Source organism: Inhella sp. (genome assembly GCF_041912635.1).
Taxonomy (GTDB): domain Bacteria; phylum Pseudomonadota; class Gammaproteobacteria; order Burkholderiales; family Burkholderiaceae_C; genus Inhella.
Genome location: NZ_JAYRMO010000043.1, coordinates 25,412 through 36,702 on the forward strand (window position 1 = coordinate 25,412; position 11,291 = coordinate 36,702).

The following is an 11,291-nucleotide window of genomic DNA, read 5'->3' on the forward strand; positions in this document are numbered from 1 at the left end:
GCGCGCCGGGTGCGCGTTGCCGCTCAGTAAGCGAGCGCACGGTAGCTCCGGTAGCTGCGCAGCACGCGGTCGGGTGGGTCGGCATTGCGGAAGGAGACCGGCACGCCGACATAGGGGTAGATCGCCTCGCCCTGCACCACCATGAAGTGCAGATGCGGGTAGCCGGCATAGCCGGAGCGCCCGGTCACGCCAAGGACCTGGCCCTGGGCCACCGTTTCACCCTCTTGCACCAGGATGCCACCGCGCGGGCTGTGCAGGTACAGGCCCGAGGTGCCGTCCCCATGTTCGATGACAACGTAGTTGCCGGTGCTGCCGCCGCCTCCGCTGCTGGGCTCGGTGTTGACCACAGTCTTGACGCGGCCGCCGCGCGCGGCGACGAAGGGGCTGCCCTCATCGAAGTCAAAGTCAAAGGCGAACTGGTCCGGCCGGCCGGCCGAGTGGAAGGAGCTGGAGCAGTTGGCCAGGCCGGTGCGCACGGTCTTTCCCGCAGCCCAGGGCAACACGTAGAGCGAGTGCGCGGGGTCGGGGTACTGGGCCGGGCAGCCGGCGGCGGCCTGATTGCCCGGCCCGGCCTCACCGGAACCACCGTTCGAGCCACCGCCGCAGCCGCCGAGCAGCAGCAGTGCCAGCAAGGCACAGCGGGCCCTGGCGGCCTTACTGGATGCGCAGACGGCCATCGTCGATCACCAGGGTGACGGAACCTTCGACATCGAGCGCGCCCACGCCCACCACGACGATGCGACATTTGACGCACACGCCGCCTTGGGTGGTGCTGGCACCGATCGAGCTGCGCTGCGTGCTGGCGCCTTCCTCGATCTCGATCTCGTAGCGGCGACTGTCCTTGTTGACGAGGTCCACCGCCAGGGCCTGTGGCAGGGCCAGGGTGCTGGCGCTCAGGGCCAGGGCTTTCAGAAGGGTTTGAAGCGTCATTGCGGGGTCCATGGGAGGCTGGGGCTTCGCAGCCTGCCTGCCCGCCGCATCCGCATCCAGGTGGCGGTGACCAGCCGGGCCATCCCGGGGTGCAAGCCCGGTAAGCCGGGACGAATGCACCCGCCGATGGGATGAATGCGTCAGCCGAACAGCGCCCGCACCGCCTCCAGATGGCGGTCGCTGACCGGCACTTCGGCGCCGGACTTCAGCTGCAGGCTGAAGGACCCAGGCCCGCTCGCCTTCAGCGCCGCCACCGCGCTGCGGCGCACCAGGGCGGTGCGGTGCACGCGAAGGAACTCGGCCGGCGGCAGGCGCTCTTCCATGCCAGCCAGGGTGGCGCGGTGCAGCACCACGCGCTGGGGCAGCTGCAGGCGCACGTAATTGCCGGCCCCGCCCACCCATTCGATGTCGGCCACCTCGATGCGTTCGACCACGCCGATCGAGCGCACCGTCAGGCTGCGCAGCGGCGGTGCTGGCTGGCCGGCTTCCAGGGCCTGGCGCTCGGCAAAGTAGGCGCCCATGGCGCTGGCGCAGGCGGCGGTCTGCTTCAGGTTCAGCACCTCTTCGGCGCGCTTGAGCATGCTGGCGAAACGCGCGCCGTCGAAGGGCTTGAGCAGGTAGTCGAGCGCGTAGACATCGAAGGCGCTGAGCGCATGCTGGTCGTAGGCGGTAACGAACACCACCAGCGGCGGCTGCGGCAGCGTGCACAGCTCGGCCGCCCAGGCCAGGCCGTTCTGGCCCGGCATCTTGATGTCCAGCAGGATCAAGTCCACCGCCTGCTGCTGCAGCGCGACGCGGGCGGCCACGGTGTTGTGGCAGCTGCCGGCGCAAGCCCAGCCGGGGTGGGCCTCCAGCGCCAGCTGCAAGTTGCTGCGCGCCAGCGCCTCGTCATCCACGATCAGGGCGGTCCAGGGCGTCATAGGGCGTGCGACGGCAGGCTGAGGGTGAGGCGGAATTCGTCGGCGCTGCGTTCGGTTTGCAGGCAGGCCTGCCCGCCGTACAGCAGCGCCAGGCGTTCGCGCGTGCTGGCCAGGCCCAGGCCATGGCCGCTGTTGTCGCTACCCTGCTCAGGCAGGGAATTGCTCAGCTGCAGCTGCAGGCGCTCCTGGGGAAGCAGGCGCAGTGCGATGTGCAGCCGGCCATTGCCGCCCTGTGCCTCCAGACCATGGTGGATGGCGTTTTCCACCAGCGGCTGCAGCAGCAGCGGTGGCAGGGCCAGGCTGCTCCAGTCGTGCTCTTCGACATCCCAGCTCAGCTGCAATGCGCCGCCGAAGCGCAGGCTTTGCAGTTCCAGGTAGTCGCGCACGAAGTCCAGTTCCTCGGCCACCGAGACCCAGTCGCTGCGGCTGGCGCGCAGCGCATAGCGGAGCAAATCGGCCAGGCGGGCCAGCGCGCTCAGCGCCGCCTCAGGCTGCTGGCCGCGCACCAGGGCCGAGACGCTGTTCAGGCTGTTGAAGAGGAAGTGCGGCTCCAGCTGGCCCTGCAGCAGGCTCAAGCGCAGGCCCAGCAGCTCGTGCTCGGTCTGCTGCAGCTGCTGTTCGCGCTGGCGGCTGCGCTGCCAGGCGCTCAGTGCCATCTGCACGGTGTAGGCGCCGCCCAGCAGCACCGTGTCCATCCACCAGCTGTAGGCGGGCTGACGCGTCAGCAGCTCCCATAGCGGCCCGGCCGCCTTGCCATGCCACGCGGCTTCGACGAGTTCCTGGTAGACCATGTACGGCGGCATGAAGGCCAGGGCCAGCAACACAAACACCCCCAGCGCGCGCGCGGGCCGCGCCAGCGCCGGGCCATGGCGGGCGAACAGCCGGTGCAGGAACAGGCTGAGCGCCATCAGCGGCAAATAGATCGGCAGATTGCGCAGCCACAGACGTGTGAAGTCCACCGTCTGGCCCTGGCGGTGCACATCGCTGTAGATGGCCACGCACATGGCGGTCAGGATCAGGGTCCAGACCAGCACGCTGGCCAGCAGCGGGCGCAGCGCCGCCGGTACGCGGTGGCTCAAGGGGGTGGCAGGGCTGGGCATGGCAGGCCCGTGCGGGGCCGGGAGGGCAGGGGGCGCGGAAATTATGGAAGCCGCGCCAAAGGCATTGGTGGCACGGATTGCCCAGTTCGTCCCTTGCTGGGGTGGGCGTGGCGGCCGGGCCCCTAGGGTGCGGCCCTGTTCCGTCTGACCCGAGGCCCCGATGCATTGGACCCCCCCGCCGCGACTGCTGATCCTCAGCTTGGGCCTGCTGCTCACCGCCGCGCCGCTGCGCGCCGAACCGCCGCCCTGGCGCCCGCTGATTGAACGCGACGCGCTGGAAGCCCTGCGCGCCCAGGTGGGCGAGCCGCCCGACCCGGCCTGGCTGCAGGGCACGCCCGGCGCCAGCCCCTTGATCCTGGCCGTGCAGGCCGGCGCCACCCGCAGCGCCCAATGGCTGCTGCGGCAGGGCGCGCCCGTGGATGCGCGTACCGCGCGCGGCAGCAGCGCCTTGGCGTTAGCCAGCGCGCGCGGCGACGTGGCCATGGTGCGCACCCTGGCCCTGGCCGGCGCGCAGCTGGGGCTGAAGTCGCCCAACGGCTACCAGCCGCTCGACTGGGCGCTGGAGTACGGCCACCTGGGCGCCGTGCAGGCCCTGCTGGAGCTTTGGGAACAGCGCGCGGGAGCGGACGCCGGGTCACTGCCCCTGCTGCGCGCCGTGGCCGCGCAGGACCTGGGCCGGCTGAACGCCCTGCTGCGCGCCGGGCATGACCCCACCCAGCCCAACCCCAGCGGCTTCGCGCCGCTGGCGCTGGCGGCGCGCATCGGCCCGCTGCCGCTGCTGCAGAGCCTGCTGGCGCACGGCGCCGACCCGCGCGTGGGCGGCCACCCCGGGCATGACGTGGCCGGCGCGCTGAACCAGGCCGCGCGCGGCCTGCAGGTGGAGCTGGCACGGGTGCTGATCGATGCCGGCGCCGAGGTCAACCGCGGCAATGCCAAGGGCTTCACGCCCCTGCACCTGGCCGCCTTCACCGACCGCGAGCAGGGCGCCTTGACCACCCTGCTGCTGGCCCGCGGGGCTGCGCCGCGACAGCGCGCCGCCGATGGCTACGACGCCCTCGACGTGGCGGTGGAGCAGCGCAACCGCCTCTTCATGCGCCTGGCCCTGCGGCGGCTGGCGGCCGGGCCCGATGCCACGCCAACGCTCAAGCTCAGCCTGGCCGTGCTGGACGGCGACGCCGCCGAACTGCAGCGCCTGCTGGCTGCCGGCGCGCCGCCCGATGGTCCCAACCCCGCCGGCCACGGCCCGCTGGCCCTGGCCGCCGCCTGGGGCGAACTGGAACTGGCCCAGGCCCTGCTGGCCGCCGGTGCCCGGGTGGATGCCACAGGCGAAAACCGCTACCGCAGCACGCCGCTGATGGAGGCTACGCGCGACGGCCGCACCGCCATGGCCGGCCTGCTGCTGGCCCAGGGCGCACCCGTCAACCAGCTGGACCGCAACCAGGACCATGCCTTGAACTGGGCCGCCTTCTTCGGCCACGCCGAGCTGGTGGCACTGCTGCTCGCCCACGGGGCGGACCCGGCACAGGCCGGCCGCGACAGCGGCGACAACGCCCTGGCCATCGCGCAGCGCCGCCAGTTCCCAACCGTGCAGGCCGTGCTGCAGGCGGCCGTGAAGGCGCCGTAGCCGCAGGGGTGGCGGCCAACTGGGCCGACACTCGCGGCCATGCTGTTGAACCGTCTTGCCGCGCGCTTCGAGCGCCTTGTCGACCCATACCCCACCGCCCACCCCAGCCAGCCCCCGGCGAGCTTCTTTGCCTTCCTGTGGCGCTGCGCCGAAGGGGTGCGGCCGCACCTGCTCGCCGTCACCCTGCTGACGGCCGGCATTGCCGCCGCCGAGGCCCTGCTGTTCAGCCTGATGGCCTCGCTGGTGGACTGGCTCTCCGGCATGAAGCCCGAGGCGCTTTGGAGCCAGCCCCAGCCGGTGTTGTGGACCCTGGGCGCCGTGCTGCTGGCCAGCGTGCTGCTGGCCTGTGGGCAGGCGCTCACCAAATACCAAGGCGTGTTCGGCAACTTCCCGATGCGCCTGCGCTGGATCTTCCACCGCCGCATGCTGGAGCAAAGCCTGGCTTTCTTCGGCGACGAGTTCGCCGGCCGCATTGCCACCAAGGTGATGCAGACCGCGCTGGCGGTGCGCGACACCTGGCTGATCGTGGTCGACATCCTGGTCTACGTGCTCGTCTACTTCGGCACCCTGGTCGGCATCGTCGCCAGCTTCGACGCCTGGCTGATGCTGCCCTTTGCGGCCTGGCTGCTGCTCTACCTGGGCTGCCTGCGCTTCTTCGTACCGCGGCTCGGCAAGATCGCCCAGGCCCAGGCCGATGCGCGCAGCCTGATGACCGGCCGGGTGACGGACGCCTACACCAACATCGCCACCGTCAAGCTCTTCGCCCATGGCCGCCGCGAGGCCAGCTACGCCAAGGAGGCGATGCAGGAATTCATGACCACGGCCTACGGGCAGATGCGGCTGGTGACGGCCTTCGAGGTTGTCAACACCTTGCTCTCGGCCCTGCTGGTGGGCAGCACCGCGCTGCTGGCGCTCTGGCTCTGGGGCGGCAGCCTGATCGGCGTGGGCGCGGTGGCCGCGGCCACGGCGATGGCGATGCGCCTGAACGGCATCAGCCACTGGGTGATGTGGGAGATGGCCAGCCTGTTCGAGCACATCGGCACCGTGCAGGACGGGCTCAAGACCCTGAGCAGGCCCGCCACCGTGAACGACGCCCCGAACGCCACCGAGCTTCAGGTGCCGCGCGGCGAGATCCGCTTCGAGCAGTTGCGCTTCGGCTATGGCCAGGCACGGCCGGTGATCGACGGCCTGGATCTGGTGATCCGCCCGGGCGAAAAGATCGGCCTGGTGGGCCGCAGCGGCGCCGGCAAGAGCACGCTGGTGAACCTGCTGCTGCGCCTCTACGACCTGCCGGAAGGCGGCGGCGCGATCCGCATCGACGGCGAGGACATCGCCACGGTGACGCAGGACTCGCTGCGCCGCGCCATCGGCATGGTCACGCAGGACACCTCGCTGCTGCACCGCTCGGTGCGCGACAACATCCTATACGGCCGCCCTGATGCCAGCGAGGAAGACCTGCGCCGCGCCGCCGAGCGCGCCCACGCCAGCGAGTTCATTGCCCAGCTCAGCGACCCCAAGGGCCGCAGCGGTTTCGACGCCCATGTGGGCGAGCGCGGCGTCAAGCTCAGCGGTGGCCAGCGCCAGCGCATCGCCATCGCGCGCGTGATGCTGAAAGACGCCCCCATCCTGCTGCTGGACGAAGCCACCAGCGCGCTCGACAGCGAGGTCGAGGCCGCGATCCAGGAATCGCTCTACCAGCTGATGGAAGGAAAGACCGTGGTGGCGATTGCCCACCGCCTGTCCACCATCGCCGCAATGGACCGGCTGATCGTGATGGAGCAGGGCCGCGTGGTGGAGACCGGCACGCATGCCGAGCTGCTGGCGCAGGGGGGCATCTACGCGCGGTTGTGGGCGCACCAGAGCGGCGGCTTTCTGGGCGAGGACTGAGCGGCCTGGTCGCTCGGCCGGGTTGGCGCGTGGATCTGGATAGCATCGCAGCTTCCCACCGGAGTCCGCATGCGCTTCGATGATGTGAGCGCCAGCCTGACGCGCCAGATCGGCTGGCGCCTGGCGCTGTTGATGACCGCCATCCTGCTGGCGCTGGCTCTGCTGGCCTACGCCACGGTGCAGCGCCTGGTGCGCGACAGCGCCGCCGACAACCTGCAGCGCCAGGTGCAGGCCCAGGTGGAAGGCCTGGGGCAACCGCTGCGTGCCGGGCAGACCAGCGTGGCGCGGCTGCATGCCGAATGGCTGCGCCGCGCGCAGGCCAGCGACGCGCAGCAGCTGGCCAAGCGTTTCGATGCCCTGTTTGCTCGCGACCCCGACGGCGTGTGGCGGCTGCGGCCGGCCTGGCTGGACCCGGAGACCCGCCCCACCTTCTACCTGCAACATGGGCCGCAAGGCCCCTCCGAGGACGCGCGCTTTCGCGCTGTGCTGAGCTACGAGCTGCTCAGCGAGCAGGGGCCGGCGATGGTGCCGCCGCACTTTTCGGCCTACGTGGATTTCGTCGAGAAGGGTCTGATGGTGTTCTCGCGCGGCATCGACTGGGGCCGGGGCGCCACGCCGCAGACGGACAACTTCGACTACCCGACCATGCAGGGCTCGGCGCCCGCCCGCAACCCACTGCGCCAGCCCTTCTGGACGCCGGTGTATTTCGACAGCGAGGCCAAGGTCTGGATGGTGTCGGTGATCCAGCCATTGGACTGGCGTGGGCGCTGGGTGGGCACGGTGGGGCACGACCTGACCGTGGACGCGCTGCTGCAGGAAGTGGGGCGCGGCGCCGCCCCCGACGCCACCGCCCTGGTGGTGAGCCCTGCGGGTGAGCTGATCGCCCACCCGAAGCTGCGCGAGCGCATTGCCCAGGCGCAGGGGCAGCTCAGCCTGGCGAAATTGAACGACCCGGTGCTGAACGCGATGTGGAATTCGCTGCGCGACTACAACGGCATGCCGCCGGTCGCGCAGCTCAGCGCCGATGGCCAGCATCTTGTGGCCTGGGCGCGTGTGCCCGGGCCCGGCTGGTGGGCGGTCCAGCTTTTGCCGCTGAGCACGCTGGATGACAAAGTGCGCCGCGTGGCGCTGGGCATCGTGTTGGGCGGCATGCTGGGCATGGCACTGGCCCTGTTTGGCCTGCGCCGGGTGCTGCAGCGCAAACTGGCCGTGCCGCTGGCGCGCCTGGAGGGCGCCGTGCGCACCCTGGGTGAAGGGGAAGTGCCGGGGCCGGTGGGGCTGCAGGGGCGGGATGAGTTGGCGCAGCTGGCCCGCGCCTTCGACCAGATGGCGCGCCAGTTGCTCGCGCAGCGCGAGGCCGAGCAAGCCCATGCGCGCGACCTGCAGACCCTGAACGAAACCCTGGAGGCGCGCGTGCAGGCGCGCACGCAGGACCTGAGCCAGGCCAACCAGCGCCTGCAGGACTCGCTGAGCCAGCTGCAGCAGGCGCAGCAAGAGCTGGTGCAGAAGGAGACGCTGGCCGGGCTGGGCGCTCTGGTGGCGGGCGTGGCCCACGAACTGAACACGCCGCTGGGCAATGCCTTGATGGCCACCGACACCGCGCGCGATCGCGGCCGATCCGTGCGGGCCCTGCTGGAGCGCCCGCCCGTGCGCCGCGGGGAGCTGGTGGCGTTGATGGCCGAGCAGGCCGAGGCGCTGACGCTGGCGCTGGGCAATGTGGAGCGCGCCGCCGGGCTGGTGACCGGCTTCAAACAGGTGGCGGTGGACCGGGCCGGCCTGGTGCGGCGCCGCTTCAAGGTGCGCGCGGTGGTGGAGGAGGTGGTGGCCCTGCTGAGCCTGTCGCTCAAGCGCCACCCCTTCGAACTGCGCCTGGATCTGCCGCCAGAGCTGGAACTGGAGGGCTACCCCGGCGCCTTCGGGCAGGTGATCACCAACCTGGTGCAGAACGCCGTGCTGCACGGCCTGGAGGGACGCAGCGATGGCCTGGTGCAGGTGCGCCTGCTGGAAGCCGATGCCGATGCCATCGTGCTGGCCGTGGAAGACAACGGCTGCGGCATTCCGCCCGAGATGCAGAGCGCCGTGTTCCGGCCCTTCTTCACCACCAAGCTGGGGCAGGGCGGCAGTGGCTTGGGCCTGCACATCGTGTACAGCCTGGTCACCGGCCCGCTCGGTGGCAAGGTGGAGCTGCAGAGCACGCCGGGTCAGGGCGCCCGCTTCGAGCTGAAGCTGCCGCGCTGCGCCCCGCCCGAGGCGGGCTGATTCCCCGCTTTGCGCCTCAGCCCCCCAGCGCGCGGTACAGCGAGCTGCGGCTGATGCCCAGGCGCCGTGCGGCCTCGCTGCGGTTGCCGCCGCAGGCGTCCAGCGCCTCGCGCAGCGCCTGCTGCTGCAGCGCGCGCAGCGTGGTGCCGCGCCGGTTAAAGCGCCGGCCTGGTAGCCGAACAGCTCGGCCTCGATCAGGCCCTCAGGCAGGGCGGCGCAGTTCAGCGCCACGAAGGGCTTGCCGCGGCGCGCGCTGCTGGCGTGCAGGGCCTGGGCCAGCCATTCCTTGCCGGTGCCGGTTTCGCCCTGCAGCAGCAGCGGGATGCCACGGTCCAGCAGGCGGCGGGCGCGCTGCAGCAGGGTGTGCAGCGTGGGGTCGCCGCTGTCCAGCGCCGCCAGCGCGTCCTGCGGCGGCGCCGCGGGAAGGGTCGGGGCCGTGACAGCCGCCGCCCACAAACTGGCACGCCTGATCTACGCCATGCTCACCCAAGGGCAGGAGTACACCGATCCAGGGCAGGGAATTTTGAACAGCGCTATCGCCAGCGGGTGGTTGCCAACCTCAGCCGCCGTGCCCAGCAACTGGGCCTGTGCCTGATGCCTGCGCCAGAAACAGCAACGGCCTGAGCAGTGCGCAGGCCGTGGGAAACGGGGCAATGAAATCAACTACTTGGAGTGTGATTCTTGATAGGCCTCATCGCGTTAGCAACCAGTTCCAATCGGGATGCGGCTTCCAACCCTGCTCCTTCAACGCGGTGCCGACAGAGACATGCAACTCTTCGGCGTTTGACCACGTCCCGAGGTGCAGGTACTCACCACTCTTCGGAGGAAGGGAGAAGGCGACCCCGGAAGGGCGGTCGTCCCCCCAGGCCTCATACAACTCGAAGTTGCTGCCCAGGGGCACTTTCGTCAGCCAGTACGGAAGAAAGAAGAAGAGCTTGACGTGCGCAACTTCACCCCCACGAACCCTGAGCAAGGACAAGCACGCCAGCGGTGCAATAAGAGCTGCGGCAAACAGCTGGAGCGGATACCTGAAGAGTATTGGCGGGTACAGCGTAATCGGCGCGAAAAGAACCATTAAGGCGGCAAATCCGTCAGGCAGCAGGAAAAAGGAGGAGCCTGAAGGGGTTCGAAAAGCCAGCCACCAGCCACAGAGCCGCGCGACCGGCGCGAATAGCTGGGCAACAACCTTTCCAATCCTGTGCCCGAGCGGTCGCGCTTCCATTCAATGAGGCCTAGACAAGATGGCTTGGTAATTCGAGGCGGCCCAACTCCGGCGATTGCGTAGGTTGCGCGGTTGGGACGCGCCGAGCTACACCAAAGTGCGGCACCGAGGGTCGGTGGCACCTTTGCACTGTTGCGAGGAGTTGGGCCGTGAACCAATCTATCACCGCGCCGGTGACGGCGTACCTGGGTCTGGACGTCCACAAGGACCGCATCAACATCGCTGTGGCCCAGGCCGGGCGAGATGCCGAAGTGCGCCATCTGGGCACCATCGGCGGCGATCAGGCCGCGCAGGGCAAGGCGCTGCGCCGCCTGATCAGTGCCGGCCAGCGCCTGCACATCGGCTACGAGGCCGGGCCCTGTGGCTTTGTGATCTACCGCCACCTCAGCGCCCAGGGTCTGCACTGTGAAGTGGTGGCGCCCTCCAGCATCACCAAGCGCGCGGGCGATCGCGTCAATCCGCTGCAGGCGCAACTGCGGCAGGCCGATGCGGCGCAGCAGCGCGGGGGTGTGGCGCTGCCGCACGCGCGGGTGCGCAAGTACCGGCGCAGCGGGGTCAGCCGCCCAGACGTCGGTACAGCGAGCTGCGGCTGAGCCCCAGGCGTCGGGCGGCCTCGGTGCGGTTGCCGCCGCAGTCTTGCAGGGTCTGCTGCAGCGCCTGCTGGCTGAGGCTGCGCAGGTCCAGGGCCGCTGCGGGGGCAGGCGCTGGGGCTGAGGCCGCTAGTTCGGGTGGCAGCTGCGCCCAGCCGATCTCCCGCTCGCCAGGCTCCAGCAGCGCCCAGGCGCCGCGCAGCACATGGTGCAGTTCGCGCAGATTGCCGGGCCAGGGCTGGCGGCGCAGGGCGGCGGCCACTTCGGGGGCCAGGCGCGGGGCGTTGGCGCCGGCCAGCTCGTGCAGGATGCGCGCCGCCAGAGCGTCGAAGTCGCTGCGCTCGCGCAGCGGCGGCAGGCACAGAGTCTGTCCTGCTATGCGGTAGTACAGGTCGGCACGGAAGCGCCCGGCCTGCACCTCGTCTTGCAGGCGGCGGTGGCTGGCGCAGAGCAGCTGGAAGTCCACCGCCACGGCGGCGCCGCCGCCCAGGGGTTGCACGCGCTGGTCCTGCAGCACGCGCAGCAGGCGGGCCTGCAGGGCCAGGGGCATGTCGCCCACCTCGTCCAGGAACAGGGTGCCGCCCTGGGCCTCGCGCAGGCGCCCGGGCGCGCCGCGTGGTGCCGCGCCGGTGAAAGCGCCGGCCTGGTAGCCGAACAGCTCGGCCTCGATCAGGCCCTCAGGCAGGGCGGCGCAGTTCAGCGCCACGAAGGGCTTGCCGCGGCGCGCGCTGCTGGCGTGCAGGGCCTGGGCCAGCCATT

At 70.6% G+C, this 11,291-nt stretch carries 11 protein-coding genes and 1 pseudogene; 4 read left to right on the forward strand and 8 right to left on the reverse strand.

Annotated elements, in window-relative coordinates; all coding sequences use genetic code 11:
* Positions 1 to 23: 23 nt before the first annotated feature.
* The 4 genes from ACE3QP_RS19875 to ACE3QP_RS19890 all read right to left on the reverse strand — a co-directional run bounded on the left by ACE3QP_RS19875 (position 24) and on the right by ACE3QP_RS19890 (position 2,950).
* On the reverse strand, positions 24 to 632 hold the full coding sequence (locus ACE3QP_RS19875; protein WP_374438540.1) for a M23 family metallopeptidase: 609 nt from the start codon (positions 630 to 632) through the stop codon (positions 24 to 26).
* A gap of 22 nt (positions 633 to 654) precedes the next feature.
* Complete coding sequence (locus ACE3QP_RS19880) at positions 655 to 930, reverse strand: hypothetical protein (protein WP_374438541.1); 276 nt, start codon at positions 928 to 930, stop codon at positions 655 to 657.
* Between the two features lie 140 nt (positions 931 to 1,070).
* Positions 1,071 to 1,850, reverse strand: coding sequence for a LytR/AlgR family response regulator transcription factor (locus ACE3QP_RS19885; RefSeq protein ID WP_374438543.1), 780 nt, complete (start codon positions 1,848 to 1,850; stop codon positions 1,071 to 1,073).
* Positions 1,847 to 2,950, reverse strand: coding sequence for a sensor histidine kinase (locus ACE3QP_RS19890; protein WP_374438544.1), 1,104 nt, complete (start codon positions 2,948 to 2,950; stop codon positions 1,847 to 1,849). The genes ACE3QP_RS19885 and ACE3QP_RS19890 overlap by 4 nt, the downstream gene beginning before the upstream one ends.
* A 160-nt stretch (positions 2,951 to 3,110) precedes the next feature.
* On the opposite strand from ACE3QP_RS19890, the gene ACE3QP_RS19895 reads away from it, so the two are divergent.
* The 3 genes from ACE3QP_RS19895 to ACE3QP_RS19905 all read left to right on the forward strand — a co-directional run bounded on the left by ACE3QP_RS19895 (position 3,111) and on the right by ACE3QP_RS19905 (position 8,720).
* A complete protein-coding gene (locus ACE3QP_RS19895) occupies positions 3,111 to 4,574 on the forward strand; it encodes an ankyrin repeat domain-containing protein (protein WP_374438545.1) in 1,464 nt (487 codons plus the stop codon).
* A 39-nt stretch (positions 4,575 to 4,613) separates the two neighbouring features.
* Entirely contained in the window at positions 4,614 to 6,461 is a 1,848-nt protein-coding gene (locus tag ACE3QP_RS19900; RefSeq protein WP_374438547.1) for an ABC transporter ATP-binding protein, read from the forward strand.
* Positions 6,462 to 6,530: 69 nt separating this feature from the next.
* Positions 6,531 to 8,720 (forward strand): ATP-binding protein, encoded by a 2,190-nt coding sequence (locus ACE3QP_RS19905; RefSeq protein WP_374438549.1) that lies wholly within the window; start codon positions 6,531 to 6,533, stop codon positions 8,718 to 8,720.
* A 16-nt stretch (positions 8,721 to 8,736) separates the two neighbouring features.
* Here ACE3QP_RS19905 and ACE3QP_RS19910 read toward each other — a convergent pair whose 3' ends face one another.
* From ACE3QP_RS19910 to ACE3QP_RS19920, 3 genes and pseudogenes are all read right to left on the reverse strand, one after another.
* The gene (locus tag ACE3QP_RS19910; RefSeq protein ID WP_374438555.1) at positions 8,737 to 8,859 is read right to left on the reverse strand and encodes a helix-turn-helix domain-containing protein; all 123 of its coding nucleotides are present in this window, start codon (positions 8,857 to 8,859) and stop codon (positions 8,737 to 8,739) included.
* A gap of 65 nt (positions 8,860 to 8,924) precedes the next feature.
* Positions 8,925 to 9,176, reverse strand: a pseudogene (locus ACE3QP_RS19915) (sigma 54-interacting transcriptional regulator); the annotation flags it as partial.
* A 235-nt stretch (positions 9,177 to 9,411) separates the two neighbouring features.
* Positions 9,412 to 9,942, reverse strand: a complete 531-nt coding sequence (locus tag ACE3QP_RS19920) for a hypothetical protein (RefSeq protein ID WP_374438550.1) — start codon at positions 9,940 to 9,942, stop codon at positions 9,412 to 9,414.
* A gap of 149 nt (positions 9,943 to 10,091) precedes the next feature.
* Between ACE3QP_RS19920 and ACE3QP_RS19925 the strand changes: the two genes are divergently transcribed.
* Positions 10,092 to 10,535 (forward strand): hypothetical protein, encoded by a 444-nt coding sequence (locus ACE3QP_RS19925; RefSeq protein ID WP_374438552.1) that lies wholly within the window; start codon positions 10,092 to 10,094, stop codon positions 10,533 to 10,535.
* Here the strand turns inward: ACE3QP_RS19925 and ACE3QP_RS19930 are convergent.
* Positions 10,498 to 11,291: sigma 54-interacting transcriptional regulator (locus tag ACE3QP_RS19930; protein ID WP_374438553.1), on the reverse strand; the 794-nt coding region annotated here is incomplete at its 5' end. The genes ACE3QP_RS19925 and ACE3QP_RS19930 overlap by 38 nt on opposite strands.